The sequence below is a fragment of the Mesorhizobium sp. BH1-1-5 genome (assembly GCF_020165615.1).
GTDB lineage: Bacteria > Pseudomonadota > Alphaproteobacteria > Rhizobiales > Rhizobiaceae > Mesorhizobium.
Map to the genome: position 1 here is coordinate 35,608 of NZ_JAIUIM010000025.1, position 25,655 is coordinate 61,262.

Annotated in this window: 24 protein-coding genes; 9 read left to right on the forward strand and 15 right to left on the reverse strand. The window is 64.4% G+C overall.

Annotated elements, in window-relative coordinates; genetic code table 11:
* The first annotated feature begins 111 nt into the window (after positions 1 to 111).
* Positions 112 to 519: a hypothetical protein gene (locus LB572_RS26835; RefSeq protein ID WP_140801251.1), complete on the forward strand. Its 408-nt coding sequence runs from the start codon at positions 112 to 114 to the stop codon at positions 517 to 519.
* 132 nt (positions 520 to 651) lie between these two features.
* Here LB572_RS26835 and LB572_RS26840 read toward each other — a convergent pair whose 3' ends face one another.
* Entirely contained in the window at positions 652 to 2,697 is a 2,046-nt protein-coding gene (locus tag LB572_RS26840; protein ID WP_224669865.1) for an FAD-dependent oxidoreductase, read from the reverse strand.
* 137 nt (positions 2,698 to 2,834) lie between these two features.
* On the opposite strand from LB572_RS26840, the gene queF reads away from it, so the two are divergent.
* Positions 2,835 to 3,296 carry a preQ(1) synthase gene (gene queF, locus LB572_RS26845; RefSeq protein WP_140801249.1) on the forward strand — a complete coding sequence of 154 codons (462 nt, stop codon included), beginning with the start codon at positions 2,835 to 2,837 and terminating at the stop codon, positions 3,294 to 3,296.
* A gap of 14 nt (positions 3,297 to 3,310) precedes the next feature.
* On the opposite strand, the gene LB572_RS26850 is transcribed toward queF, so the two are convergent.
* From LB572_RS26850 to LB572_RS26865, 4 genes are all read right to left on the reverse strand, one after another.
* On the reverse strand, positions 3,311 to 3,931 hold the full coding sequence (locus LB572_RS26850) for a hypothetical protein (protein ID WP_224669866.1): 621 nt from the start codon (positions 3,929 to 3,931) through the stop codon (positions 3,311 to 3,313).
* A gap of 4 nt (positions 3,932 to 3,935) precedes the next feature.
* Positions 3,936 to 4,409 carry a DUF3828 domain-containing protein gene (locus LB572_RS26855; protein ID WP_224669867.1) on the reverse strand — a complete coding sequence of 158 codons (474 nt, stop codon included), beginning with the start codon at positions 4,407 to 4,409 and terminating at the stop codon, positions 3,936 to 3,938.
* Between the two features lie 94 nt (positions 4,410 to 4,503).
* Positions 4,504 to 6,153: an ABC transporter substrate-binding protein gene (locus LB572_RS26860; protein ID WP_224669868.1), complete on the reverse strand. Its 1,650-nt coding sequence runs from the start codon at positions 6,151 to 6,153 to the stop codon at positions 4,504 to 4,506.
* 64 nt (positions 6,154 to 6,217) lie between these two features.
* Positions 6,218 to 7,768 carry a trimethylamine methyltransferase family protein gene (locus tag LB572_RS26865; protein ID WP_140801245.1) on the reverse strand — a complete coding sequence of 517 codons (1,551 nt, stop codon included), beginning with the start codon at positions 7,766 to 7,768 and terminating at the stop codon, positions 6,218 to 6,220.
* An 89-nt stretch (positions 7,769 to 7,857) separates the two neighbouring features.
* Here LB572_RS26865 and LB572_RS26870 point away from each other — a divergent pair, with 89 nt between their 5' ends.
* Positions 7,858 to 8,760 (forward strand): LysR substrate-binding domain-containing protein, encoded by a 903-nt coding sequence (locus LB572_RS26870; protein WP_224669869.1) that lies wholly within the window; start codon positions 7,858 to 7,860, stop codon positions 8,758 to 8,760.
* A 54-nt stretch (positions 8,761 to 8,814) separates the two neighbouring features.
* Entirely contained in the window at positions 8,815 to 10,683 is a 1,869-nt protein-coding gene (mutL, locus tag LB572_RS26875; RefSeq protein ID WP_224669902.1) for a DNA mismatch repair endonuclease MutL, read from the forward strand.
* Positions 10,684 to 10,729: 46 nt separating this feature from the next.
* Here mutL and LB572_RS26880 read toward each other — a convergent pair whose 3' ends face one another.
* Together LB572_RS26880 and LB572_RS26885 are read right to left on the reverse strand one after the other, a co-directional pair.
* Positions 10,730 to 11,455 carry a hypothetical protein gene (locus LB572_RS26880; protein WP_140801243.1) on the reverse strand — a complete coding sequence of 242 codons (726 nt, stop codon included), beginning with the start codon at positions 11,453 to 11,455 and terminating at the stop codon, positions 10,730 to 10,732.
* 150 nt (positions 11,456 to 11,605) lie between these two features.
* Complete coding sequence (locus tag LB572_RS26885; RefSeq protein ID WP_224669870.1) at positions 11,606 to 12,499, reverse strand: DMT family transporter; 894 nt, start codon at positions 12,497 to 12,499, stop codon at positions 11,606 to 11,608.
* Positions 12,500 to 12,589: 90 nt separating this feature from the next.
* Here LB572_RS26885 and LB572_RS26890 point away from each other — a divergent pair, with 90 nt between their 5' ends.
* Positions 12,590 to 13,516, forward strand: coding sequence for a LysR family transcriptional regulator (locus tag LB572_RS26890; protein ID WP_224669871.1), 927 nt, complete (start codon positions 12,590 to 12,592; stop codon positions 13,514 to 13,516).
* 28 nt (positions 13,517 to 13,544) lie between these two features.
* On the opposite strand, the gene LB572_RS26895 is transcribed toward LB572_RS26890, so the two are convergent.
* Complete coding sequence (locus LB572_RS26895) at positions 13,545 to 14,165, reverse strand: hypothetical protein (protein WP_224669872.1); 621 nt, start codon at positions 14,163 to 14,165, stop codon at positions 13,545 to 13,547.
* Between the two features lie 95 nt (positions 14,166 to 14,260).
* Between LB572_RS26895 and LB572_RS26900 the strand changes: the two genes are divergently transcribed.
* Both LB572_RS26900 and LB572_RS26905 read left to right on the forward strand, forming a co-directional pair.
* Positions 14,261 to 14,494 (forward strand): DUF2093 domain-containing protein, encoded by a 234-nt coding sequence (locus LB572_RS26900; protein ID WP_140801239.1) that lies wholly within the window; start codon positions 14,261 to 14,263, stop codon positions 14,492 to 14,494.
* Between the two features lie 201 nt (positions 14,495 to 14,695).
* Entirely contained in the window at positions 14,696 to 15,622 is a 927-nt protein-coding gene (locus tag LB572_RS26905; RefSeq protein ID WP_318014068.1) for a UDP-glucuronic acid decarboxylase family protein, read from the forward strand.
* 59 nt (positions 15,623 to 15,681) lie between these two features.
* On the opposite strand, the gene lpxK is transcribed toward LB572_RS26905, so the two are convergent.
* The 6 genes from lpxK to LB572_RS26935 all read right to left on the reverse strand — a co-directional run bounded on the left by lpxK (position 15,682) and on the right by LB572_RS26935 (position 21,407).
* The gene (lpxK, locus tag LB572_RS26910) at positions 15,682 to 16,710 is read right to left on the reverse strand and encodes a tetraacyldisaccharide 4'-kinase (protein ID WP_224669904.1); all 1,029 of its coding nucleotides are present in this window, start codon (positions 16,708 to 16,710) and stop codon (positions 15,682 to 15,684) included.
* A gap of 138 nt (positions 16,711 to 16,848) precedes the next feature.
* On the reverse strand, positions 16,849 to 18,165 hold the full coding sequence (gene waaA / locus LB572_RS26915; RefSeq protein WP_140801237.1) for a lipid IV(A) 3-deoxy-D-manno-octulosonic acid transferase: 1,317 nt from the start codon (positions 18,163 to 18,165) through the stop codon (positions 16,849 to 16,851).
* Complete coding sequence (locus LB572_RS26920) at positions 18,162 to 18,941, reverse strand: lysophospholipid acyltransferase family protein (RefSeq protein ID WP_224669905.1); 780 nt, start codon at positions 18,939 to 18,941, stop codon at positions 18,162 to 18,164. Before LB572_RS26920 ends, waaA begins: the two co-directional genes overlap by 4 nt.
* 5 nt (positions 18,942 to 18,946) lie before the next feature.
* Complete coding sequence (locus LB572_RS26925) at positions 18,947 to 19,192, reverse strand: DUF4170 domain-containing protein (protein ID WP_140801235.1); 246 nt, start codon at positions 19,190 to 19,192, stop codon at positions 18,947 to 18,949.
* Positions 19,193 to 19,267: 75 nt separating this feature from the next.
* Positions 19,268 to 20,077: a 3'(2'),5'-bisphosphate nucleotidase CysQ gene (locus tag LB572_RS26930; protein ID WP_224669873.1), complete on the reverse strand. Its 810-nt coding sequence runs from the start codon at positions 20,075 to 20,077 to the stop codon at positions 19,268 to 19,270.
* The gene (locus LB572_RS26935) at positions 20,064 to 21,407 is read right to left on the reverse strand and encodes a TldD/PmbA family protein (RefSeq protein WP_224669874.1); all 1,344 of its coding nucleotides are present in this window, start codon (positions 21,405 to 21,407) and stop codon (positions 20,064 to 20,066) included. Before LB572_RS26935 ends, LB572_RS26930 begins: the two co-directional genes overlap by 14 nt.
* A gap of 275 nt (positions 21,408 to 21,682) precedes the next feature.
* On the opposite strand from LB572_RS26935, the gene LB572_RS26940 reads away from it, so the two are divergent.
* Together LB572_RS26940 and LB572_RS26945 are read left to right on the forward strand one after the other, a co-directional pair.
* On the forward strand, positions 21,683 to 23,500 hold the full coding sequence (locus tag LB572_RS26940; protein WP_224669875.1) for a glycosyltransferase: 1,818 nt from the start codon (positions 21,683 to 21,685) through the stop codon (positions 23,498 to 23,500).
* Positions 23,500 to 24,588, forward strand: a complete 1,089-nt coding sequence (locus LB572_RS26945) for a glycosyltransferase family 2 protein (RefSeq protein WP_181179038.1) — start codon at positions 23,500 to 23,502, stop codon at positions 24,586 to 24,588. The genes LB572_RS26940 and LB572_RS26945 overlap by 1 nt, the downstream gene beginning before the upstream one ends.
* Before the next feature lie 19 nt (positions 24,589 to 24,607).
* On the opposite strand, the gene epmA is transcribed toward LB572_RS26945, so the two are convergent.
* The gene (gene epmA / locus LB572_RS26950) at positions 24,608 to 25,648 is read right to left on the reverse strand and encodes an EF-P lysine aminoacylase EpmA (protein WP_224669876.1); all 1,041 of its coding nucleotides are present in this window, start codon (positions 25,646 to 25,648) and stop codon (positions 24,608 to 24,610) included.
* Positions 25,649 to 25,655 lie beyond the last annotated feature (7 nt).

Consider the following 25,655-nt stretch of genomic DNA (forward strand, 5'->3'; position numbering starts at 1 on the left):
GGAACTCGGCTCTATGCATTGACATCTAATCATTAGATATCTAACTTTGTCCTATTGATGGCGTCGCAACACGACTGCGAGGCACGGCGGGTGGCAGAGAGGAATGCAGTCATGCAATATGTCTACATCGTCACCATCGGCCTGCATGTGATGGCCGGCGTCTTCTGGGCCGGCACGACCATCGCTGTTGCCCGCGATCCTGAGATCAAGGCGGAGCGCTTTATCCGGCCGCAACTCGGCGCCTCCGGCGTGGTGTTTCTGACTGGTTTGCTGCTTTGGTATTTCTTCCATGAGGGCGCTTTCGGCCCGATGGAGAAAGTGCTCGCGCTCGGCATTTTGACAGCGCTGATCGCCGCCGGCGTGCAGGGCGCGCTTGTGGCTTCCGCCAGCAGGCAGTTGGCCGGCGCCGACCAAGCGACGCAGACTGGGCTGCGGGCGAAAATGACCAGGGGCGAACGCATCGCCGGCGGGCTGCTCATCATCACCGTGTTTTGCATGGCGACTGCCAAGCTGTTTTGAAATCGCACGGCCGGCGAACCCGACCGGGCGCGGCGCGCAACGGACCGAAGCGGCAGGTGGCTCTCCTTGCAACGGCCCGTTGCGCGTCTTTTTTCGTTTGGGCATGATCTCTTTCGATCATGCCTTGTCCAATCAGATCCTGATCCCGAACCGGATGCCGTCATAGATGGCGGCGTGGATGTTGCGCGATGCGACCGCGTCGCCGATGCGAAACAGCACGAAACCGCCTTCGGCATTGCGCGTGGGGAAGATGTCGCCGCCGCTCACCAGCCGCTCATAATCGACCGCGCCGGCATTCTTCGACAGCGGTTTGAGCGACAGATAGAGGTCGTCGAGCGGCGCGGTGCCATGCTCGACCACCACTTGGTCGACGCGCCGCTCGCCGCGCCAGCCGTCGGCGAAATCCGATGCCAGCTCGGCGATAAGTTGGTTGCCCTCGCGCCGAACCGAGCGCAGCCTTGTGTTGATGGTGACGGTGACGCCCTTTTCGTGGAAGGCGCGCATATAGGGCACGTGGTTCAGACCGCCCATTTCCGGCGCGAAGAAACGCTCCGGCGAGACCAGCTCGAGCTTCGAGCCGCCGTTGGCGATGAGTTCGGCGGCGCCCATGCCCTGATGGCCGCCATTGTCGTCGTAAAGCAGGACGTTCTCGGCCGGCTTGACGCTTCCGGCCATGATGTCCCAGCTCGAGGTGACGAGATTGTCGCCTTCCGTCAGCGGCGGGTTCTGAGGCATGCCGCCTGTGGCCACGATCACCACGTTCGGCGCCAGCGCCAGCACGTCGTCCTTCTCGGCCCAGGTGTCGTAGCGGATCTCGACGCCGAGGCGGTCGAGCTCGGCCAACCGCCAGTCGATGATGCCGATCAGCTCCTTGCGGCGCGGGTTCTGTGTCGCCAAACGCACCTGTCCGCCGGCCTGTCTGGAGGCTTCAAGCACGGTCACCTGATGGCCGCGTTCGGCCGCGACACGGGCGGCTTCCAGGCCGCCGGCGCCCGCGCCCACCACCACGACTTTCTTCTTCGGTCCTTCGCTCTTGGCGATGATATGCGGAACGGTCGCCTCGCGCCCGGTCGCGGCGTTGTGGACGCAGAGCGCCTCGCCGCCTTCATAGATGCGGTCGAGGCAATAGGTGGCGCCGACGCAAGGGCGGATCTCGTGCTCGCGGCCTTCCATCACCTTCTTGATGATATGCGGGTCGGCGATATGGGCGCGCGTCATGCCGACCATGTCGAGCTTGCCGGTGGCGATGGCGTGGCGGGCGGTGGCGACGTCGGAAATGCGCGCCGCGTGGAAGGTCGGGAACTTCGTCGCCGCCCTCACCTCGCCGGCGAAATCGAGATGCGGCGACGAGCGCATGCCGGCCACCGGGATCACCTTGGTCAGCGATGCGTCGGTCTCGATCGTGCCGCGGATGATGTTGAGGAAATCGACTTTGCCGGAATTGGCGAGCCGCCTGGCGATCTCGACGCCTACCTCCTTCGAGATGCCCTTTTCGAAATCCTCATCGGCGACCATGCGGATGCCAACGATGAATTTCTCGCCGACGGCGGCGCGCACGGCATCGAGCACCATGTCGGTGAAGCGCAGCCGGTTGTCGAGCGAGCCGCCGAACTCGTCGTCGCGGTGGTTGGTGAGCGGCGACCAGAAGCCGTCCATCAGATGGCCGTAGGATTCGAATTCGATGCCGTCGAGGCCGGCCGCCTGGCAGCGTTGCGCGGCCGAAGCATAGTCGGCGACGATGCGCTCGATGTCCCATTCCTCGATGGTTTTCGGGAAAGCGCGGTGCGCTGGCTCGCGCACAGGCGAGGCCGACAGCACCGGCAGCCAGTCGGCCTTGTTCCAGCCGGTGCGGCGGCCGAGATGGGTGATCTGGATCATCACCTTGCAGTCATGCTCATGGCAGGAATCCGCCAGTTCGGCGAGCCATGGAACGATCCTGTCGTCATAGACATGCAGGTTGCCGAAGGCGGCCGGGCTGTCGCGCGAAACGATCGCCGATCCAGCCGTCATGGTCAGCGCCATGCCGCCTTTGGCCTTCTCGGCGTGGTAGAGCCGGTAGCGCTCCTTTGGCATGCCGTCCTCGGAATAGGCCGGCTCATGGCTGGTCGACATCACCCGGTTCTTCAGCGTCAGGTGCTTGAGCTGGTAGGGTTGGAGAAGCGGGTCGTTGCTGGTCATCTTCTTCCTGCCGTTTCAAATTGTGCTAATGAGCGGCCAAACGTGCCGCCCGGAAAGAATTGCGGTGCCTTCTTCGTTCTTCGTTTCACGCCCGCCACTCGCGAACCGCGCTTCGCACCGGCGGCAAGGAGCCACTGATGACTGACGCCAAGAACCTTACCCAGCTCGGCAAGCACGTCGAGCCGCCACAGAGCCCGGAACAGGCAGTCCTGGAGGCCGTGCCGTTCCAGCGCGGCGACGGCCCGCCGGCGATCGTGCGCTTCACCTGCCCCGAATTCACCTCGCTCTGCCCGGTCACCGGCCAGCCCGACTTCGCCCACATCGTCATCGACTACGCGCCCGACAAGACGCTGGTGGAATCGAAGTCGCTGAAGCTGTTCATGACCTCGTTCCGCAACCACGGCGCCTTCCATGAGGAATGCACCGTCATGATCGGCCGCCGCATCGTGGAGGCGACGAAGCCGCTCTGGCTGCGCGTCGGCGGCTACTGGTTCCCGCGCGGCGGCATCCCGATCGACGTGTTCTGGCAGACCGGCGCGCCACCCAAGGACGTATGGCTGCCGGATACCGGCGTTGCGCCCTATCGCGGGCGCGGTTGAGCGGACCGCCATCGTCACTCGCACTGGTATTGGCTCAACGCCCATTCGCCGGTCACCGACAGAAGGTCGGAGACCTTCCAGCCGCCGCCGACCTTCTTCAGCTTCCATTCCAGCCGGTGCTGATGGCCCTCGACGACGAAGGCGACCACCACCTTGGCCTGGTCGCCATTGACGGCCTCGATCGTCCGCAAGCTCTTGTCGATGGCGAGCTTGTCATAGTTGGCATTGTCGAGCGCCATGTTGGGGTCGAGGCACTCGCCCTGTCCCGAGGCGCGCAACGCATCGCTCTTGTCGAGCACGGTCTTGGCCGGGTCGATGAAGTTCTTGCGCTGGGCCGGATCGAGCTCCAGCCCGAGATGCTCATAGAACGGCTTGACCAGCGCGGTCGGCGATCCGGGCAGGACAGGCGCAGGGGGTGGCAGTTCGACCGGCTTGTTTTCCGGCGCTGCGGCGGCTGGCGGCGTGTCGACCGCAGGCGGCAACGTGTCGACCGCAGGCGGCGACTCTGCCGGCGCATTGTCGCCGGATGAGGCTTTTGGCGGCGCGCCGAAGAGCCCCTGCGCCGAGACGGCGCCGTTCAGCCCCGCGACCAGCATCGACAAGCTCGACAGCGCGACGACGAGACGGCGAAGCACGGCGTCACTCCGGCGAGGCGCCGCATTCCAGCGCGCTGAGCTTCCAGTCGCTGGTCTTTGAGGTGATGTCGGCGATCTTCCACTTGCCGTCCATTTTCTTCAGCGACCACACCATTTCGCGTTTGGAGTCATCGCCTTCCGGGAAAAGATTGAAGCTCGCCGTCACCTCGGCGGTGTCGCCATTGACGATCTCGGTGAGCTTCAGCGTCTTCGACAGGGTCTTCTGATCGAAATCCTGAGCGTCGAGGCCTGGATCGAAGTCGATGCAGGACACCTCGTCGGGCTTCTCCTTCTGCGCCTTGTCGTTGGCCTCGAACAGCTTGGTGACCGGCTCGGTGAAGCGATCGCGGTATTTGGCGTCCGCCTCGAACTTCACCTCGGGCACGTAGAAGAACTTCACAGTGTTGGACGCCGGCCCGGCCAGCACGGCGCCGGGCAAGGCAATCGACATGGCAGCGGCAAGCAATATCGGCTTCATGCAGGATCTCCGGAGGTTCGGCGGCGTGGTGGCGATCTTGCCACCACGCATCCTGCATATCGGCTTTTTTGCGGCTCATGAAGTCCAGGCGCGCTCAGGCATCCAGCCAGACGTTCTGGAAGTCCATCTCATAGGTCTGGTGCATCGAATAGTTCTTCACCTTCTTGTTCATGTGGCAGTAGAGCTTCTGCCAGAACGGCTGGATGATGACGCCGGAGTCCTGCAGGATCGCCTCGACGTCCTTCATCACCTCCTTGCGCTTGGCGACGTCGATCTGCGACAGCGCGTCCTTGAGCTTGGCGTCGAACTCCGGATTGGAATAGGCCGTCTCGTTCCAGGCCTCGCCGGTGCGGTAGCCGAGCGCCAGCACCTGCACGCCCAGCGGGCGCATGTACCAGATCGTCATGGAATAAGGATATTTCGTCCAGTCGTTCCAGAAGGTCGAACCAGGCAGCACCGTGCGCTTCACCTTGATGCCGGCGTCGCGCAACTGGCCGGCGATGGCGTCGCCGGTGTTCTTCTGCCATTCGTCCTCGACCGTGATCAGCTCATGCTCGAAGTCGGCTTGGCCAGCATCGGCCATCAGCTTCTTGGCGCCGGCGGCGTCACGTTCCTTCTTGGGCAGCGGGTAGTATTCGGGATGGATCGGGCTGACGTGATGGTTCTCGCCGACCGTGCCGCGGCCGTTGTAGCCAAGCTGCATGACCTGGTTGTTGTCGACCGCCATCTGCAGCGCGTTGCGCACCCGTTTGTCGTCATAGGGCTTGTGCGTGACGTTGGTGCGGGCAACGAGCGTGGTCGCCGTCGCGACCTCCGATTTCACGAGATCCATCTTGTCGAGGGGGTCGATGAAATCGGCCGGCGTCTCGAAATCGAGATCGATCTCGCCGGAATCGAAGGCATTGAGCGTGGCGTTGAAGTCGGTGCCGTAGTCGATGAACTCCACACCGTCGAGCGGGGCTTCGCCGCCCCACCACTTGCCGTTCTCGCGGCGCTTGACCACCGCCTTCGACCCCACCGAATAAGACACCAGCTCGAAAGCTCCGGTGCCGACCGGCTTCTTGATCGGATCGGCGCCATCCTTGTCGAAGTCGCGGTGCACGACCAGCGCCGGATAGTCAGTGAAGCCGGGGATGATGGCGATGTCGGGTTCGTTGAGCTTCAGCTTGACCGTGTGGTCGTCGACCTTGGTGATCGCCCCATCCTTGGCCTTGCCGGTCTTGGTGTCGATCAGCGCGCCGACGCGGGCGGCCATGGAATTGCCGGAAGCCCCCTTCTCGCACCAGCGGTTCAGATTGGCGACCACGTCATCGGCGTTGAAGGCATCGCCATTGTTCCAGGTCACGCCCTTGCGCAGATGCAGCGTGTATTCGGTGGCGTCGTCATTGACGTCCCAGCTTTCGAGCAGCACCGGCTCGAAGGTGAACTGGTGAGTGTAGCGCACCAGCGGCTCCAGCCAGGTGCGGGTGACGTTCGCCATCTCCGTCCAGTCGTAGGTGCGCGGATCCTTCTGCGCCTTGACCGACATCGCGACGTGCAGCGTTCCGCCCTTCTTGGGTTCGTCGGCGAGCGCCTTGGTCGGCGCGGCAAGGCCGAGCATGCCATAGGCGAAAGCCGTCGATGCGCCGAAGGCGCTGGCCAGCGCCAGGAATTCACGCCGGTCGACACGGCCCGCCCGCGCCTCCTCGGCCATCGCTTCGATGGCGACCGGGACCCGGTCACCATTGCTTCTGAATAGTGTCATTCTCTTTCTCCCATTGATTTCTTCAGGTCTTCGCCCGGTTGGTTCCAACTCACGTCGCCATCCATCAACTAACGCTGTCCGGCAGTTTTTCCTCACGCCGCGCGATCAAATCCGCGAGACCCTCGGCAATGCCCTCGTCGAGCTTCGGCTCCTGGTAGTCGGCGAGCATGGCGCGCGCCTTTTCGCGGCCGCGCGTGTCATGGTCCTTTGCTCCCTCGGCGCTCCATTGCTCGAAGGAATTGAAATCCATGATGTTGGGCATGAAGAAGGCGCTCTCGAAATGCTCGAGCGTGTGCTGCGTGCCTAGGAAATGGCCCTGCGGCCCGACTTCGCGGATCGCGGCAAGAGCTTCCTTGAAATCGTCGAAGGGGACGCCGCCGGCATATTTGTACCAGCCGACCAGCTGCTCGCAGTCGGTGGCGAATTTCGAATAGCCGCAGGTCAGGCCCGCCTCCAGCCAGCCGGCGGAATGCCAGATGTAGTTGGCGCCGGAAAGGATCGCGGCATGCATCAGCATGTTCGCTTCATAGCCGGCCTGGGCGTCGTTGAGCTTGGAGCCGACATGGAAGCCGGAGGTGCGCCAGGGCAGCTTGTATTTCCTGGCCAGCGCGCCCATCAGGTACATCATCTGCGCGGCCTCCGGCGTGCCGCCCATTGGCGCGCCGGTCTTCATGTCGACGGTGACCATGAACTGGCCGTAGAGCTGCGGCGAGCCGGGCCGGATGAGCTGGGTCAGGGCCACGCCGGCAAGCGCCTCGGCGTTGACCTGCGCCACCGCGCCGACCGCGGAAGCCGAGGTCGAGGCGCCGCACAGCGCGAAAGGCGCCAGGATCAGCGGCTGATTGTGGCTCGCATAGACCCGCATGGCGTCGATCATGGTGGCGTCCCACACCAGCGGCGAGTTACAGTTGGTGATCGCCACCAGCACGGGGTTGTCGCGCACGAACTCCTCGCCGAAGACGATGCCGGCCATCGCCATCGTGTCCTCGGCGCGCTCCTTCGACGTCACGATGCCCATGAACGGCTTGTCGGAATGCTTCAGCGCCGAGTGGATGATGTGCAGATGCCGCTTCGGCACCGCGATTTCCATCGGCTCGCAGATGACCGAGCTCGAGGAATGCAGCGCCGGCGCCATATAGGCGAGCTTGTGGAAATTGTTGAGGTCGGCGAGCGTGCCGTAGCGCCGCTTGTTGTCGAGATCGCGGATATAGGGCGCGCCGTACATCGGCACGAAGATCGAGTTCTTGCCGCCGACCCGCACGGTGCGCTCGGGGTTGCGCGCATTGAGCGTGAATTCCGCCGGAACCTTCGAGACCAGTTCCATCAAGAGCGCGCGGTCGATGCGGACACGTGTCTCCCTGACATCGGCGCCGGCCGCCTTCCAGAGTTCGATCGCCCCGTCGTCACGGAATTCGCAACCCACCTCCTCGAGAATCTTGAGCGATTCCTCGTGGATCAGTTCCACCGCCTCGTCGGGCACGATTTCATAGGCGGGGATCTTTCGCACAAGGGTCGGGAAGGACGCGATCGGCGCGCTTCTCAGCGCCTTGCGGCCAAGCCGGCCACCACCGCGGCGATGGGTCTGTTCGGTCAATTCAACGGCCGGTGCGTTCATGGAGCCTCCTTCTTCCCGCCACCAACGTTAGCGAGGCAAAACATGGCTGTGACGCTGGAAAATCCTGATCTTCTGTATAAGTTGTGCTTATGCGAAGCCTGCGCCACCTCCTGCCCTCCGCCGGCAGCCTCATCGTCTTCGAGGCCGCCGGCCGTCTGTCGAGCTTCACCGCCGCCGGGCGCGAACTCGGCATGACGCAGGCAGCGGTCTCGTATGCCGTGCGCGGCCTGGAGGAACAGCTCGGCGCCAAGCTGTTTCAGCGCCGCCACCGCCAGGTGCTTCTGACCGAAGCCGGCGAGCGCTTCCATGCCGACGTCTCGCTCGGCCTGTCGCACATCCGCAAGTCGGCAGAGGACCTGCGCCTGCAGGCGACCGGCGGGCATGTGACCTTGGCCGCCTCGACCGCTTTCGGCTCATTCTGGATGATGCCGCGCCTGCAGCAGTTCCGCGATGAATTGCCAGGCATTGATCTCCGCATCCAGACCGCCGACCGCGATCTCGACATCATCGCCGAGGGTATTCCACTCGGCGTGCGTGGCGGCGTGCCGCGCGACTGGCCGGACTATCACACGCTGTCGCTCTCCGACGAGGAGATATTCCCGGTGGCAGGTCCGAGCTATATTGCCAAGTTCGGCAAGCCGAGGACGGTCGAGGAATTGGCCACGCACCGGCTGATCCATCTCGAGGAGCCCTATCGCGAGGCGCCGAACTGGGACGAATGGTTCGCATCGGCCGGAACCAGCCTACGCAATGCGGAGCGCGGCCTGCGCATCAACGACTATGCGCTGGTGATCCAGGCGGTGATGGAGGGACAAGGCATCTCGCTCGGATGGCGGCATCTGGTCGAGCGTCTCGTGGCATCGGGGCTGCTGGTGCCGCTGACCGATCACGTCATGCGGACCGGCATCGGCTTCCACGTGATCTGGCCGAAGAACCGCGACCTCAGCGACAATGCGCGCAGGGTCAGGGACTGGCTGGTGGCGCAGGCTTGAGGTTCTGGAAGTAACCCCTCCCCCATGCCGGTCGAATCCGCCTATAATCACCGTATGCCCATCCGCCAGCTTTCCGAAACGATGATCAACCAGATCGCCGCCGGCGAGGTTATCGAGCGTCCGGCGAGCGTGGTGAAGGAGCTGGTCGAGAATGCGCTCGATGCGGGTGCCTCGCGCGTGGAGATCGTCACCGCCGGCGGCGGGCTGAACCTGATCCGCGTCACCGACGATGGCTCCGGCATTGCCGAGCCGGAGCTTGCGCTGGCGATCGCGCGGCACTGCACCTCGAAGCTCTCCGACGACATCCACGACATCCGCTCGCTCGGCTTCCGCGGCGAGGCGCTGCCCTCGATCGGTTCCGTCGCGCGGCTGTCGATCCGCTCGCGCACCGCAAGCGGTGACAGCGCGGCCGAGATCGGCATCGACGGCGGCCGCGTCTCGCCGGTGAAGCCGGCGGCGGCAAACCGCGGCACCACGGTCGAGGTGCGCGACCTCTTTTTCGCCACGCCGGCCAGGCTCAAATTCATGAAGGGCGAGCGCGCCGAAAGCTCGGCCACCAGCGACGTGGTCAAGCGCATCGCGATCGCTTTCCCGGCCGTGCGCTTCACGCTTGCCGGACCCGACCGCTCGACGCTGGAACTGCCGGCGACCGACGACACGCCGGAAGGCCGGCTTGCCCGCGTCGCGCAGGTAATGGGCAAGGATTTTCCAGACAACGCCATTGCCATCGATGCCGTCCGCGACGGCGTGCATCTTGCCGGCCACGTCTCGATCCCGTCCTACACGCGGGCGAATGCGCTGCAGCAATATGCCTATGTCAATGGACGGCCAGTGCGCGACAAGCTGATCGCCGGCGCGATCCGCGGCGCCTTCGCCGACGTTTTGCCGCGCGACCGGCATGCGGTGACCGTGCTCTTCCTGTCGCTCGACCCTTCGACCGTCGACGTCAATGTGCATCCGGCCAAGGCGGATGTGCGCTTCCGCGATCCAGGCCTGGTGCGCGGACTGATCGTCGGGGCCGTCCGCGAGGCACTGGCCGGTGCCGGCATCCGCGCGGCAACGACGGGCGCCGCCGGCATGATGGCGGCGTTCCGGCCGGGTGCTGCGCCCTATTCCAACCCCGGGCCGGCCAACGGGCACCGCAGCTACGACGCCGCCTATCGCGCCCCCCGCGGCTTCGACCCTTCGCGTTCGGCGCAGCGGCCGCTCGACATGGGTTACGGGGAGGCAAGGCCGCGAACCAATGGTTTTGCCGAGAACGAGCAGGCTGCCTTCGACACCGGACCGCTGGCCAGCGCCGACGCCCGGGCCGGCATGGCCGAGCCGGCCGAAGCGCTGCTCGGCATGGTGCTGGGCGCGGCGCGCGCGCAGGTGCATGAGAACTATATCGTCGCCCAGACGAGGGATTCGCTCGTCATCGTCGACCAGCATGCCGCGCATGAGCGGCTGGTCTATGAAGCGCTGAAGAACGCGCTGCATTCGCGCGCGGTACCGTCGCAGATGCTGCTTTTGCCCGAGATCGTCGACCTGCCGGAAGAGGATGCCGAGCGGCTGGCAATGCATTCGGACACGCTCGCCAAATTCGGCCTCGGCCTCGAGCGCTTCGGTCCGGGCGCGGTGGCTGTGCGCGAGACGCCGTCAATGCTTGGCGAGACCAATGTGCAGCAGCTGGTGCGCGACCTTGCCGACGAGATCGCCGACAACGACACGGTCGAGACGCTCAAAGAACGGCTGGACAAGATCGCCGCGACCATGGCCTGCCATGGTTCAGTGCGCTCGGGCAGGCTGCTCAAGGCCGAGGAGATGAACGCGCTGCTGCGCCAGATGGAGGCGACGCCGGGATCCGGCACCTGCAACCACGGCCGTCCGACCTATATCGAGCTCAAGCTCGCCGATATCGAAAGGCTGTTCGGTCGGCGCTGAGCGCCCCGTGGCTCGTTGCGCAACACCAGGGTTGGCGCCCTGAATATCATTTCTTTAGATGGTATTTTCTTGTCTTCGGGTTGAGGACGTAGTCGTTCGCGCCTGCGAATTTGCCACCTCCAAAATCTACGGAGATGATGTCCTTGCCTCCCTCCACCCATTTTTGCACGTTCATATAAATGGGCGTCGTCGACATACCGGCGTTGCAGTCCTCATCGTCGAAGCCGATCTCCTGAACGGCCTTCTTTGTCTTCTTGTTGATGACCTGCAGTTTGGTCATGCAGATGCCGGCGTCGGACTTCGCGTAAATCCCTGCAAATCTGTCGCGGGCCGTCTCAGCCCAAAAGGGAATTTCGACAGTCCCATCGATCTTCAAGTCGCCGGTATCGTCGAGGCTCGCGACCTTCTTGAGCGTGACGGGAAATTTATCCGCGCCTTTGCTCCAGCTTCCCGCCGCGCCGCTTTCACTGATCTCGAGAGAGAAAGGACATCCCGTGGTATCGACGGATGTCTTCGACCCTATGACAAGGACGCGTTGAAATTCCTTATCGTCCGCGATCTCGCATAGCGAGAGCCTTGAGCCGTCAGCCTTGCCGTAGATTGCGATAGGACTTTGCTTTGTGTCGTATAAATAGCTTCCCTCGACGGTGATGCCGCTGCCGAAGCTGGCATATTTCTGCAGTGAAAGATGGACCGGGTTCGATCCGATCGAGCCTTCGTAGTTCTCGACCTGGTACCAGCCCGCGAATGCTTTCTGGCTTAGCAGCAGCAAGCAGCCGACCGCGGCGATAGTCCCTCTTCGCATCCCAACCCCTTCGTCAAGGCGGATCAGGATAGCTTGCTTCAGGCCTGCATCAAGGGGGCTGAGCCGGTGAGATGCAACCTAGCAGATTGAGTCCGGAAACGGCCCCAAGCTTCTGATCTACCTCTTCAAATTCACCACGATCACGCCACCCAGAGCCAACGCGCCGCCGAGGATGCCGAGCAGGCTTGGCACTTCGCCCAGCCAGAAGAAGCCGATCAGGGCGGAGGTCGGCGAGACCAAATAGAGGAAGTTCGAGGCGCGCGCGGCCGGCAGGCGCGAGAGCGCGGTTGCCCAGGCGGCATAGGCGATCAACGACGGCACGATGCCGAGATAGATGACGGCGCCGAGACCGGCGGTGTTGGCGACCGCTGCCTGCGAAAACGCTTCCGGCAGGAAGGGCGACAGACAGAGCGCGCCGAGCACCATGTTGGAGGCCGCGATCGTCAACGGATGATGGCGGGCAAAGAGCGGCTTCTGGACAATGGTGTTGACGGCCGAACAAAGCGCGGAGCCCAGCACCAGCAGCGCGCCGGCATTGAAATGCAGGCCGTGTCCGTCGGCCACCGCGATGATGCCGATGCCGGCGAAGGAAATGACGGTGCCCAGCCAGGCGAGCCTCGAGAAGCGCTCGCCGAGCAGCGCCATGGCCATGATGGCGGTGAAGATCGGGCTGACATTGATGATGAAGCCGGCCGCGCCCGCCGAGACGGTGAGCTCGCCGAAATTGAGCATGGCGGTGTAGAGCGCGACGAAGATGGCGCCGCCGAAGCCGAAGCGCCACAGCTCGTCGATCCTGGGCAGTGCCGGGCGCTTCACCGCGAGGAAGATGGCGGCCGGAACCGCCGCGATGGCAAAGCGCAGCGCGCCGAGCTCCAGCGGCTGAAAGGCGGCGAGGCCGGCGCGGATCGCCGGGAAAGCCGAGGCCCAGCCGAGCACCGTCAATGTCACCGCGATCGCCGCGGTGGTGTCCACGCGCTGTGTCTCATTCAACGTGCCGGTGTAAGCGCTCATTGCCGTAACCTCGTCTTTCTGTGCCATGAAGGCAGAAAACGCCATTGCCGGCCAATTGACAAACGACCAATTCGAGGGTCAGCTGTGAGCATGGATCACAGCTCGGAACAGATACTGCCACTGGAAACCTTGCGCGCCTTCGATGCGGCGGCGCGTACCGGGAGTTTTTCCGCGGCGGCCGAAAAACTCAACCTCACCCATGGCGCGGTGAGCCGCCAGATCGCCAAGCTGGAGGACTGGCTCGGCTTGAAAGTGTTCGAGCGCAACGCGCGCGGCGTGACGCTGACGATCGAGGGCAATCGCCTGCATTTGAGGACCGCCGAGGCGTTCGCGCTGATCTCGTTCAACTCCGACCGCTGGGTCGAGCCGCGCGGCACCGCCGTGGTGCGGCTGGCCTCGATCCCGTCGGTGAGCGGGCTGTGGCTGATGCCGCGCATGGCGGCGCTCGAGAACCATCCGACCAGGCTGCGTATCGTGCTCGACGTCGACAACCGCCAGGCCGACCTCGCCGACGAAGGCATCGACCTTTCGGTGCGCTGCGGGCGCGGCCGCATTCCAGGCCGTGTATCGGTGCAGCTTTTCGAGGAGCACATTTTCCCCATCGCCTCGCCGGAACTGGCCAACGAGATCGGACGAGGCGACCCTGCCCGGCTCTTGAAGTTCCCACTGATCAACGATTCCGACGCGTCAGGCTGGCGCGCCTGGTTCGCGGCCCAGGACGTCGATTACCGTCCCCGTCCGCAGGACAGGCGTTTCGAGGACTATAATCTGGTGCTCGACGCGGCGGCGCATGGGTTGGGTATCGCGCTGGCGCGGCCGCCGCTGACGGCGGACCAGCTTCAATCCGGCCGTATCGTTGGTGTCGATGAGCGCGTTGCGCTCAACCCGGTGTCTTATTGGATGGACCGCCCGGTCGGCCGGGCGCGCGCGGCGGCGGCGGATCTTGCCAGGCGCATTGCCGACCAGGCCGGGCTCGCTTCGGAGGCCGTGGAGGCATTCCTGCAGGACGACGGCTAGCGCAGAACCGCAGCGCTGGGTTATCGGATCAGCGAAGCAGCAGAACCATGATCGTTGCCGTCACCGCCGAGACGATGGCCGTGACGACAGAGATCGTCCAAAGGGATATCGGCGCGGATTCCGATCGCGGCGCACGACCGGCCGGCCGGACCGCGGCACCGCGAGGCTGCGGCGCGTTGGCGTTGGCAGCGACCAGCACCGCGGCGGAAGCGACGGCTGGCGAAAAAGTGGACAATGCCGGCGCAAGCGCGGGCCTGGACGTATTGTCGGTAACCGCTGCTTGCGGTGAGCCGAAGCCGCGCGGAGCCTGATCGGGATCCGACGACGACCTGCCCGTCGAGGGCCTTGCCGACGCATCGTCGGCGGCGGCATCGGGCTCCATGACGGCCCGGTAGGCATCCTCGACCTCGGAGGACGAGAGGCGTTGCGATGCCTGAGCGGCCGGGCGCGGCTGCGCGCTTTGCAGCGACTGGGCCGCGATTTGCGCCGCCTGCCCCGTCGAGGGCGCCGGCGGCTGGACCAGCGTCTTGATCAAAGCCGCCACCCCCGGATCGGCCTTGGGCGACGGCACCGCCTGCGGGATGAGCGCCTCACCGATCAGTGTGTTCAAGCGGGTCGAGGTGATGTCCATGCCGTTTCCGGAAACCATTTTGCCGCTCTGCCATACTGCATGAGCATTGCGTCAAGCTTGACGTTGCTGGCGATTTGTGGCGATTGAAACCCGATGAACTCAAGCGTCCTTTCATGATGAACCGTTTCGAAGGCCCGGGCGGCAGAGAAGCCCGGATCCGTTATCTCGACGGCGACTTCCAGGTCACCAGTCCCGGCTCTTTCGTGCGCTGCGCGGTGACAAGCGAGAACATTCCCCTCGACGAGCTCAAATATTGGAGCGTCGCCCGGCAGGAGCCCTATGTGAACGCAACGGTCTCGCTTGCCCGCGAGATCGAGATGCACCCGGAATTGCGCAAGCGGGGATAGGCCGCGCGAGGCGCGCCTTCGCATGCCGCTCACGATCCCACGCCGTCGTCTTGTGGAATCGAACCCCACGCAGGTTCGCAGCCAAATATCGGCTAATCGATCGCAGCGGCGAAAAACCCTCTTCCGATACGCGTGACAGTCTCGTGAATCCACGGCTATAGACAATGCTGTGGGTATTGGGGGATTGCAGTGAAGGTTCTTGTGACCGGCGGCGCCGGCTTTATTGGTTCGCATCTATGCGACCTGTTGTTGGCAAAAGGCCGAGACGTAGCATGTCTCGATAATTTCTCGACCGGCTCGGAGGAGAACATCCGGCACCTCCTGGGCAATGCACGGTTCAGGCTGCTGAGGCACGACATCACGGTGCCTGTGCAGGCCGAGGCGGATGAAATCTTCAATCTCGCTTGCCCGGCCTCGCCTGTTCACTATCAGCGCATTCCGATCGAGACGACTAGGACCTGCGTCTATGGAGCGATCAACATGCTCGATCTTGCATGCGCTTCCGGGGCCAGGATCCTTCAGGCATCGACATCCGAAGTCTATGGCGATCCGCAAGTCCATCCTCAGACCGAGGCCTATTGGGGCCACGTCAATCCGATCGGGCCGCGCAGCTGCTACGACGAAGGCAAGAGATGCGCGGAGGCGCTGTTCTTCGACTACTGGCGCCAGTCGAAAGTGCCGATCAAGGTGGTGCGCATCTTCAACACATACGGGCCGCGCATGCACCCGTCTGATGGTCGGGTGGTCAGCAATTTCATCGTCCAGGCCCTGCGGGACGACCCCATAACCATCTACGGCGACGGAAGCCACACGCGCAGCTTCTGCTATGTCGACGACCTCGTGGACGCGATGGCCAGGATGATGGCCACCCCCGACGATTTCGTGGGCCCCCTCAACGTTGGCAACCCGACCGAAGTCACGATCCTGGAACTGGCCGAACTTGTATTGGGTATCGTCGGCGGCAAGTCCAAAATCGAGTTCAAGCCCCTCCCGCAGGACGATCCCCGCCAGCGCCAACCCGACATAGGCCTGGCGCGATCGACGCTGGACTGGTCTCCTCGCGTCGCTCTCGAAGATGGGCTCGGCGAGACGGTTCGCTACTTCCGCCGGCTGATCGACGGCAATTGACGGCGCGCGCCGGGCAGACCTGAAGACCGCTTGACGCTTTTCGGCACCACGCCCGAAGCTCAGCCCCGCATCTTGCGCAGGCGCCAGGCGTCGAGCGTCTCGTCAACGATGCGTTCGGGCACATGATCGAGCTCGAACACAGCCTCGATATCGAGCACATCCAGTTGATCGAGGAAACCGGCAGGCGTCTCGCCATGGCGCAGCCGCGCGGCATCCTTTGCCGTGGTGACGAGGCGCAGCCCCTCCTGCCGCGCAAGCGTCAGGAGGTCGCCTAGCTCGTCCTGGGCGTAGAAATGATGGTCCGGGAAGGCTCGCGACTGAGCCACTTCGCCACCCGCGCCGCGCACCGTGTCGAAGAATTTCTCCGGATGGCCGATGCCCGCGAAGGCAAGGAAGCGGCCGCCGGCGAAGCGTGACGGGTTCGCCGGCTCGACATGCGCCAGGAAGATCGGCCGGCCGGCGCGCGCCGCCTGGCGCACGACGCCGTCGGCGGCAGCCCCCTCGCCCATCTTCAGCAGGCCGCTGGTGAAGACCAGCTGATCGACGACCCTGGCGCGGAGCGGCCCGCCCGGAATGACGCGGCCGTTGCCGATGCCGAAGCGGGCGTCGACCACGACCAGCGCATAGTCGATATGGATGTGCGCCGACTGGAAGCCGTCATCCATGATGAGGAAGTCGCAGCCATGTCCCTCGATGAGCAGCTTCGCGCCGGCGGCGCGGTTCGCCGTCACCGCGACCGGCGCATGTTCGGCCAGGAGCAGCGGCTCGTCGCCGACATGCTTGGCGGCGTCGTGATGCGCATCGACGACATGCGGCCTGGCAAACGAGCCGCCATGGCCGCGCGACAGGAAGCCTGGCGTGAGCCGCATGCGCTTGGCCTGCTTGGCCAAGGCGATGGCGACCGGCGTCTTGCCGCTGCCGCCGACGGTCAGATTGCCGACGCACAGCACCGGCGCCTCGACCTTCTCGCGCGGGGCATGGCGCATGCGGCGGCCGGCGACCAGCCCATAGACCGCCGACGCCGGCGACAGCGCGAAGACGCGCCAGTCCGGCCTTTCCCACCAGAAGGGTGGCGCTTCGCTGGTCATCGCGTGGGTTCCGCGCAATTTGATTTCGCGCATGATCCTTTCCAAAAATCGGATCCGATTTTTGGGGTCATGCGCTCTATCCCTTCGTTTTACGCAATTCCGGACGGAAAACCGTTACACACTTTTCCTGGAATTGCTTTAGCGCCCGTTTGCGCCTTTCAGGCGCGCCTTGACGACCAGGGGCTGGATATAAGGCTCCAGCGATTTCAGCGTGCGGGCAAGCGCGCCGCGCATCTCGTCGACGGTGGCAGCACCGGCCGCCATCATTTCGTGGCGCGCCGCTTCGTTGCTCAAAAGGAAATTGACGGCTCCGGTCAACATGTCGCGGTCGCGCACCAGCTTGGCGCCACCGCTGTCGAGCAGGCGCTGATAGGCCTCGCGGAAATTCTGCACGTTGCGGCCGGCCAGCACGGCGGTTTCGAGCATTGCCGGCTCGAGCGGGTTCTGGCCGCCTTCCGAAGTCAGCGAGCGGCCGACGAAAGCGATCTCGGTCAGCCTCAAATAAAGGCCCATTTCGCCGATCGTATCGCCCAGGAGGATATCGGTGTCGGGCGAGATGCGGTCGCCCTTGCTGCGCCTTGCCACCGTCAGGCCCATGCCGGAAATCTGCGCGGCAAGCGTGTCGGCGCGGTCGGGGTGACGCGGCACGATGATGGTCAAGAGGCCGTGATGGCGCTTGTGCAGGCTGGCATGGACCTCAGCGGCCACGACCTCCTCGCCGTCATGGGTCGAGATCGCCGCCCAGGTCGGGCGGTCGCCGATCTGGCGCTGCAGGGTGGCCAAAGCCCGCTCGTCGACCGGCGGCGGGTTGGTGTCGACCTTGAGGTTGCCGGAAACCGTGACCGGCCGGGCGCCGAGCGCGCGAAACCGTTCGCCGTCGACATCCGACTGGGCGATGACATGGGCGAGGTTCTCGAACAGCGCCTCGGCAACGCTGGCGCGCTTCTTCCACGAGAGGAAGGAGCGGTCCGACAGCCGGCCATTGACCAGAACCTGCGGCACATTGCGGGCGCCGAGCTCCAGGATGGTCATCGGCCAGATCTCCGATTCGGCGATGATCGCCAGTTCCGGCCGCCAGTGATCGAGGAAACGGCTTACCGCCGGCTTGAGATCGAGCGGCACATATTGGTGGATGATGCGGCCACCGAGGCGCTCGTCGGCGACTTTCGCCGAGGTCACGGTGCCGGTGGTCAACACGATGTTGACGCCATAGTCGAGGATGCTCTCGACCAGCGGCACCACCGCGATCGTCTCGCCGACGCTTGCGGCATGGATCCAGATCACCGGCCCTGCCGGCCGAGGCCGGCCGGCAACGCCATAGCGCTCGCGGCGGCGGGCGCGATCCTCCTTGCCGCGCGAGGCGCGCCAGGCGACATAGGGACCGACGAGCGGATAGGCGACCGCCCCCGCATAGCGATAGGCCGTGAGGGCGGCACGCGCCCAGCGCTCGCTCATTTGCCGCCGTCCACGAGGCGATAAGCCTCAGCCGTCGCGGCGTTCAGGGAGACCGTTACCTCCTGGCGCTTGCGCTCCATCTCGGCCTCGTCGGCATCGGCGGGCACGAAGACAGGCGGCCCCACGATGACCGCGGAGCGGCCGAAAGGCAGGTTGATGGTGGTCTTGTCCCAGCTCTTCTCCAGCACTTTGCGGCGGCTGGTGGCGATGGCCGAGGGCAGGATCGGCCGGCCGGAAAGCCTTGCCAGAAGAACGATGCCAAGCCCGGCGTCGCGCGGCGTGCCGTTCGGAATGTCGGCAATCATGGCGACGTTCTTGCCGAGGACGAGCGCCCTCTTGAGCGCGATTAAGGCCTTGGCGCCGCCTTTGTCCAAATGCCTCGAACTGTTGCGGCCGCCGGAGCCGCGCACCGCCTCGATGCCGAATTTCTCGATCATCAGCGCCTGAAGCTCGGCGTCGGCGCTGCGCGAAACCATGGCGACTAGCTGCCGGCCCTTGGGGTAATAGGCGGGGGTCAAAAGATGCTGGCCGTGCCAGAGCGCGATGATGCCGGGCTCAAGATGGGCATAAGCGCCGCCTGCTACCTGCGTCGAGCCCTCGACGAGCGGGCTGGTGATGCGAATCAGCCGCAAGAACCAGGCGAACAGGCTGGCGATGAAATTCTTGACGAAACTCGACTGCGCCAACGGCTCGCGGATGCGTCGCCAAAGGGTGCGCGTTCCACCGCGTCTGGCGGCGCGCCGCCGGGTCGCCCCTTTCACCGCTTCATGCTCCATCGACGTCAACCGCCGACCTTCGCGTCTGGATCGAGCAAACGGTGCAGATGAACAACGAAATAGCGCATATGGGCATTGTCGACACTTGCCTGCGCCTTGGCTTTCCAGGCGCCAAGCGCGGTTTGATAGTCGGGATAGATGCCGACAATGTCGAGAGAGTCGAGATCACGGAACTCGGTTCCACCCAGTTTTTTCAGCTCGCCGCCGAACACCAGGTGCAAAAGCTGCTTCTTTCCGTCTTCCGCGACCATGCCGATCCTTCGCATATTCATGAGTTTTGTGAAACGTTTAGCCCAAAGCAGCCGATTTTGGAACTGCGGGCCGACTCACCCTTGGTCAATCCCCGCGATGACCCCGGCAAGCACGCTGAGCAATTCGCCGCTGCCGGCGGCGAGCGCGCCGTGATTGATCACCTCGCCGGCGTAGCGCGGCGGCTTGCCGGCGCGGTCGAGCAGCGCGCCGCCGGCCTCGGTGAGGATGAGATCGGCGGCGGCGATGTCCCAGTCATGCGCGCTGGGCTTTACGAAGGTCGCATCGAGCTTGCCGGCGGCGATCATCGCCAGCCGATAGGCAAGCGAAGGAATGTAGGCCGTCCGGCGCAGCCGGTCCTGCCAAGCCTGCGGCATCAGGTCGACCAGCGGCCTGGGTCCGCCGATATCTACGTTCTGCCCCAGCGGACGCACGTGGATGCGCTTGTCGTTGAGATAGGCGCCCTCGCCCGGCAGCGCCCAATAGGTCTCGCTTTTGGCCGGGCATTCGAGCACGCCGGCGAGCGAGCGCCCGTCCTCGACAACGGCTACGCTGACGCACCAGGAATGCAGGCCATCGAGAAAGCCGCGCGTGCCGTCGATCGGATCGACGACGAAGGTGCGGCGAGCCGACAGCCTGGCATGATCGTCGGCGGTCTCCTCCGACAGCCAGCCATAATCCGGACGCGCCCGGAGCAAGGTCTCGCGCAGATAGGCGTCCGCCGCATGATCGGCCTCGCTCACAGGCGAGGTGCCCCCCTTCATCCACACCTGAGGGTTGTTGCCGAAATAGCCCATGGCGATGGCGCCGGCCTCGCGGGCGGCCTCACGCAGCAGAGCGAGATCGTCGCGGGCCTCGCTCGAGGTCAATTGGTCAAGCGCCGGCAAGGGTCATCCCTTCGATCAGGAGCGTCGGCGCCGCCGTGCCGAAATTGCGGTCGAGATCGTTCGCCGGCACCATGTTGAGGAACATGGTCTTCAGGTTCGAGGCGATCGTCACCTCGGCCACCGGATAGGCCAGCGCGCCGTTCTCGATCCAGTAACCGGAAGCACCGCGGCTGTATTCGCCGGTCACCATGTCGACGCCCTGGCCGAAAACCTCGGTGACATAGAAGCCGCTCTTCAGCGACGCGATCAAATCTTCGGGCGAACGTTGGCCCGGCTCGATGGCAAGGTTGGTCGAAGACGGCGAAACCGACGAACCGCTGCGCGAGCCGCGTCCATTGGTGGTAAGGCCGAGCTCGCGCGCGGCCGAGGTCGACAGGAACCAGTGGTTCAGGACGCCCTTCTCGACCATCAGCAGCTTCTCGCCCTCGATGCCCTCGCCATCGAAAGGGCGCGAGGCCTGGCCGCGCCGCCGCAAGGGCTCGTCGGTGACGGTGATCGCGGCCGACGCCACTTGCTTGCCCATCATGTCGCGCAGGAAGCTGGTCTTGCGGGCGACCGCGGCGCCGTTGATGGCGCCGGCGAAATGGCCGGCTATGCCGCGCGCGACGCGCGGATCGAACACCACGTCGACCGGGCCGGTCGCCGCCTTGCGGGCGCCGAGGCGGCGCACCGCGCGTTCGCCCGCCTTGCGGCCGATGTCCTGCGGCGCGTCGAGATCGGCGAAATGCTGGCGCGACGAGAATTCGTAGTCTCGCTCCATCGCGGTTCCCTCACCCGCAATGACGCTGGTCGAGCGCGAGAAACGCGAGGCGACATACTGACCGACAAAGCCGTGCGAGGTGGCGAGAACCAGGCCGCCCAGGCCGGCGCCGGCGCTGCTGCCCACGGAATTGGTGACGCCCTTGACCGCCAATGCGGCCGCTTCGGCGGCAAGGGCGGCTTCCTTGAGCTGGTCGGCCGACACCTCGGTCGGGTCGAAGAGATCGAGATCGCGCAGATTGCGGGCAAGCAGCGCAGGATCGGCGAGGCCCTGGAACGGATCTTCGGGCGAGACCCTGGCCATCGCCACGGCACGCTCGGCAAGCGCCTTCGGGTCGGACGCGGCGGTGGCCGAGACGCTCGCCACGCGCTGGCCGACGAAGACGCGCAGCGACACATCCTCGCTCTCCGACGATTCGGTGCCCTCGACCTTGCCCAGCCGAACCGAGACGCCGGCCGAGCGGCCACGCACCGCCACCGCGTCGGCCGCGTCGGCGCCGGCGCGCCTGGCCGCCTCGACGAGCGCCGCGACGCGATCGGTCAATTTCGCTGCGTCGAGCTTGTCGATCATCAGGTTGTTCCTGTTTGTTCACGTAGTCTGCCAAGCCGCATCCGGCCGCGTCCATCCGTGGCTGCCACCGCACCATCTGTGGATGCTCCCGCACCATCTATTGTTCCATTGCCGCTTGTGCAATGGGCGCGGGGCAATCAGGATACCGCGACCAAATCGCCCAAAAGCGACAGGAAGGGGTTCCGATCGCGGGAAGAGCGTTCACGCTCTGATGAAGGGGGTTTGGCCGCGTGCGTCAGCGCCGAGCTGATGACGCCGGGGCTAACGGGGGAAGAATGGATTACTTCGTCGACGGAGAGTTTACCTATAACTGGACCTCCCATCACCTGAAGCTTTGGGAAGAGCTTCTCGGCGACAAGGCCGATACGGCGACGGCCGTGCTCGAAATCGGCTCGTTCGAGGGCCGTTCCGCGCTGTTTTTCCTGCAGTTCCTGCCAAAGTCCCACATTACCTGCGTCGACAGCTTCCAGGGCAGCGAAGAGCATGTCGGGCCTGGTTCGAAGTATGTATCGGATATGGCCGAGGTCGAACGACGCTTCGACCGCAACCTCAAGCCTTTCGCCGGCCGGGTCGAGAAACGCAAGGGCCACTCGGTGACGATCCTGCCGGGCCTTGCCGCCGAACGCCGGCTATACGACGTGATCTATGTCGACGGCGACCATCGCGCCACAGCCACCTACAGCGATGCCCGACAGGCCTGGGACCTGCTGGACAATGACGGTGTCATGATTCTGGACGATTATCGGTGGGGACCGGATCTGCCGATGGCCAGGCGTCCCGAGGCAGGGATCGAAGCCTTCCTGAGCCAGGTCGCTGGAGAATACGAGCTGTTGCACCGGGGCGAGCAGGTCGTCATTCGCAAGAGCGGGATCGTCGCGACCAGGTCGTTCACGATTGCGGGGCGCGACATCGGCGAGCTCGCCGGTGGCGCGCTGTCGCCGCCGCTTGTCAGCTTTGTCGTCATCAACTGGAACTATGGCCGCTATGTCGGAGAGACGATCGATTCCATACGCCGGCAGGACTATCCGCATTTCGAGTGCATCGTCATCAACAACGGCTCGACCGACGACAGCGCGGAGGTGATTGCCCGGCATATCGAAGGTGATCCGCGTTTCCGGATGGAAACGCTGGCGCAGAACCATGGCCAGCTCGGCGCCGCCCTTTGGGCGCTGGACAAGGTGAATGGCGGGTTCGTCACCTTCGTGGACGCGGACGACGTGCTGTTCGACAATTACGCTTCGATGCACGTCCAGGTGCATATGGCGCTGCAACGCAGCGTCGGCTTCACGTCGGCCAACGTGGCCGAGATGGATCCGACCGGCAAGGCTTTGACGGCCTCCTACCAACTGCTCCAGTTGGACAGACCGGACGCGAAACGAGGTCTTCGAAGCGAGCAGACCGTGCTGCGGCTGCCGACGGTGTCCCCGTCGCAATATCGGTTCCTCGACGCCAACACCGCGACCATACCGCGGTGGCATACCGGCTGGCTCTGGGCGCCCGGAACCGCGAATATGTTCCGCAAATCGGTGCTGCGTCTGTTGCAGTTGGGTGATGGCAGCAAGCCTTGGATGACGGCAGCTGACGGTTATTTTAACATAGTTTGCCATGCGGTTGCCGGCAGCGCTCTGATCGACATGCCCCTGTCGGGCTATCGTCTGCATTCAAGCAACTACTTTGCGACCGGCGAGAGAGTGGAGGGTATTCGCAAGGGAACAAGGGAGTACGCGGCCAACTCGCAGAAATTCACATATGAAAGCGTGAGGTTCCTGATTGGGCAGAGCGATCGTTTCGACTGGCTGCTGGGAGCAGAATTCTGGCCGGTTGTCGATAGGATCACGGGCGAGAGCGGGGCCGCTTTGCGCGACTATTTCAGGAATGAGCTCGCGGTTGAAATTTTCAGGCAAAACGCGCCACAGCTGAGGTCTGTTTTCGGCGACGAGAGATTTCGCAAGGAGATCACCAACCGTTTTTCCGGCGCACAGGCCAGGTCGATCCTGCGGGCCGGTTTCGAAGGCCGAATTCCGCTGCGCCACCTTCACAAGTCGGTGTCGCGTGACGTCCGCGCTTTTCTGAGGATAGGACGGAAGCGATAGTGGCCGCGCCGAAGATCAGCTTCCTCATCATCAACTACAATTACGGCCGGTATGTCGGCCAAGCGATATCGAGCGTCCTGTCGCAAACTTATGACGACTTCGAATGCCTTGTCGTCGACAACGCCTCGACCGATGACAGCCGCGACGTCATCGCGCGGTTCGAGGATACCGACCCAAGGCTGGCGTTCGAATATCTGGATAGCAACCTGCACCAGATGGGCGCTTTCCTTCACGTCCTGGATCGCCTGGCGGGGGAATTGGTCTGCATCGTGGACGCCGACGATTTCCTGTTCGCGACCTTCGCAGCCTTTCACGCCCAGCTTCATTGCGACTGCCCGGCGATCGCCGCAACATCGAGCGGCGTTCTTGAAACCGACCATGCCGGGCGGCCGCTGTCTTCTGGTTTTGCATGGTTGCTGCATCGCAGAGCGGGCAAGCCTTTCGATCCCGGTGGTTCAAATTCAGATCACATGATTCTGGAACGGCGAGAGCGCGAGTTGCTCTGGCAGCAATCCACGGTGATAGAACCTCACGAGCCCGGCTGGCACTGGTCTCCCGGAACGGCGAACATGTACAAGCGGCACTATCTCGTCCGATGCAAGCCAACCCGGGCCGTTGTCGGCAATGCAGCGACCGACAACTATTTCATGCCGTTCGTGCATGCCTTGGCTGGTTCGGCCTGCATAGACCTTCCGCTTTCGGCCTACCGGATTCACGGAAGCAACGTGCACGGCGCACAACCTTCAATGCCGGAGCTGAGGACATTCAGCAAAGCCGCCCACCAGCGTTCGCGCGCGCGGCGAAGCGCTATCGTGCGCGAACTGGCTTCACGTGCCCGGGATTTTGTCTCGACCCATGGACGTGCTTTCTGGACCCTGATGGATGCCCCGAGCGCGCCGGACGGGGTTCCGTTGAACGCATTTTTCAACGACCCCGCAATTCAGGATATCTTGAACGATCATTTCGACGAGATCCTGGCGGCTTGCGGGGAAGCCGAGACACGCGAGGCGCTGCGCGCCCGTATGGGGCGCAAAGGTTACAAACACTTCCTGGCCTTGCAGGGTCAGAGAAAATCCCGACCGGACTGAAGGGCCAACGCAGCCGAGGTCACGCCACCGGCGCCCAGATCACGTCGTCGATCCTTGTTGCCCCCGTCGCCAGCATCACCAGCCGATCGAAACCCAGCGCCGAGCCGCTTGCCTGCGGCATGATGGCCAACGCGGCGAGAAAGTCCTCGTCCAGCGGATAGCGTTCGCCATAGACGCGTTCTTTCTCGTCCATCTCGGCGGCAAAGCGGCGGCGCTGTTCGGCCGCATCGGTAAGCTCGCCGAAGGCGTTGGCAAGCTCGACCCCGCAGCAATAGAGCTCGAAGCGCTCTGCGACGCGCGGATCCTCGGCGCTCGGCCGGGCGAGCGCCGCCTCGGAAATGGGATAGCCGTAGAGAATGGTCGCCCGCCCCTGCCCCAGCACGGGTTCCACTTTTTCCACCATCACACGGCTGAACAGATCGGCCCAATTGTCGTCTGGCGCGGTGCGCAGGCCGGCCCGGACCAGCGCCGCGTGAAGCCCGTCGCGATCCGTGCCGCCGTCGGCGGAGACGGTCGCCAGCAAATCGATGCCGGCGTATCGGGTAAAGGCCTCCGCCACGCTCAGCCGTTCCGGCCCGGCGAAGGGGTCGGCCTCGCGGCCGCGAAAACGGAAACTCTTGGCGCCGGCCCTTTCGGCGGCGAGAGCCAGGAATTCGGCGCAGTCATCCATCAGGCGCTCGTAAGGTTCGCCAACGCGATACCATTCGAGCATGGTGAACTCGGGGTGGTGCAGCGGCCCGCGCTCGCGGTTGCGCCAGACAGGGCCGAGGCTGAAGATGCGCTCCTCGCCGGCGGCAAGCAGCTTCTTGCAGGCGAATTCCGGCGAGGTGTGGAGATAGAGCGGCCGGCGCGATGTGTCGGGGCCGATCTCCTCGGTGGCAAAGGCGGCAAGATGCGCCTCGTTGCCCGGCGAAACCTGCAGCGCCGAGGTCGTCACCTCGATGAAATCGCGTGTCCCGAACCAGCCGCGGAGCGCCGTGGCGATGGCATTGCGTGCCATCAGACGCGGCCGGCGGTCGGCATGGACATGCGGCGTCCACCAGGGCGAAGCGGCTGTCATGGGCAGG

What these genes read in the sequence shown, in the direction of transcription:
- LB572_RS26835 (WP_140801251.1), top strand. Translation starts at nt 112, where the DNA reads ATGCAATATGTCTACATCGTCACCATCGGCCTGCATGTGATGGCCGGC.
- LB572_RS26840 (WP_224669865.1), bottom strand. Translation starts at nt 2,697, where the DNA reads ATGACCAGCAACGACCCGCTTCTCCAACCCTACCAGCTCAAGCACCTG.
- queF (WP_140801249.1), top strand. Translation starts at nt 2,835, where the DNA reads ATGACTGACGCCAAGAACCTTACCCAGCTCGGCAAGCACGTCGAGCCG.
- LB572_RS26855 (WP_224669867.1), bottom strand. Translation starts at nt 4,409, where the DNA reads ATGAAGCCGATATTGCTTGCCGCTGCCATGTCGATTGCCTTGCCCGGC.
- LB572_RS26860 (WP_224669868.1), bottom strand. Translation starts at nt 6,153, where the DNA reads ATGACACTATTCAGAAGCAATGGTGACCGGGTCCCGGTCGCCATCGAA.
- LB572_RS26865 (WP_140801245.1), bottom strand. Translation starts at nt 7,768, where the DNA reads ATGAACGCACCGGCCGTTGAATTGACCGAACAGACCCATCGCCGCGGT.
- LB572_RS26870 (WP_224669869.1), top strand. Translation starts at nt 7,858, where the DNA reads ATGCGAAGCCTGCGCCACCTCCTGCCCTCCGCCGGCAGCCTCATCGTC.
- mutL (WP_224669902.1), top strand. Translation starts at nt 8,815, where the DNA reads ATGCCCATCCGCCAGCTTTCCGAAACGATGATCAACCAGATCGCCGCC.
- LB572_RS26885 (WP_224669870.1), bottom strand. Translation starts at nt 12,499, where the DNA reads ATGAGCGCTTACACCGGCACGTTGAATGAGACACAGCGCGTGGACACC.
- LB572_RS26890 (WP_224669871.1), top strand. Translation starts at nt 12,590, where the DNA reads ATGGATCACAGCTCGGAACAGATACTGCCACTGGAAACCTTGCGCGCC.
- LB572_RS26895 (WP_224669872.1), bottom strand. Translation starts at nt 14,165, where the DNA reads ATGGTTTCCGGAAACGGCATGGACATCACCTCGACCCGCTTGAACACA.
- LB572_RS26900 (WP_140801239.1), top strand. Translation starts at nt 14,261, where the DNA reads ATGATGAACCGTTTCGAAGGCCCGGGCGGCAGAGAAGCCCGGATCCGT.
- lpxK (WP_224669904.1), bottom strand. Translation starts at nt 16,710, where the DNA reads ATGACCAGCGAAGCGCCACCCTTCTGGTGGGAAAGGCCGGACTGGCGC.
- waaA (WP_140801237.1), bottom strand. Translation starts at nt 18,165, where the DNA reads ATGAGCGAGCGCTGGGCGCGTGCCGCCCTCACGGCCTATCGCTATGCG.
- LB572_RS26920 (WP_224669905.1), bottom strand. Translation starts at nt 18,941, where the DNA reads ATGGAGCATGAAGCGGTGAAAGGGGCGACCCGGCGGCGCGCCGCCAGA.
- LB572_RS26925 (WP_140801235.1), bottom strand. Translation starts at nt 19,192, where the DNA reads ATGGTCGCGGAAGACGGAAAGAAGCAGCTTTTGCACCTGGTGTTCGGC.
- LB572_RS26935 (WP_224669874.1), bottom strand. Translation starts at nt 21,407, where the DNA reads ATGATCGACAAGCTCGACGCAGCGAAATTGACCGATCGCGTCGCGGCG.
- LB572_RS26940 (WP_224669875.1), top strand. Translation starts at nt 21,683, where the DNA reads ATGGATTACTTCGTCGACGGAGAGTTTACCTATAACTGGACCTCCCAT.
- epmA (WP_224669876.1), bottom strand. Translation starts at nt 25,648, where the DNA reads ATGACAGCCGCTTCGCCCTGGTGGACGCCGCATGTCCATGCCGACCGC.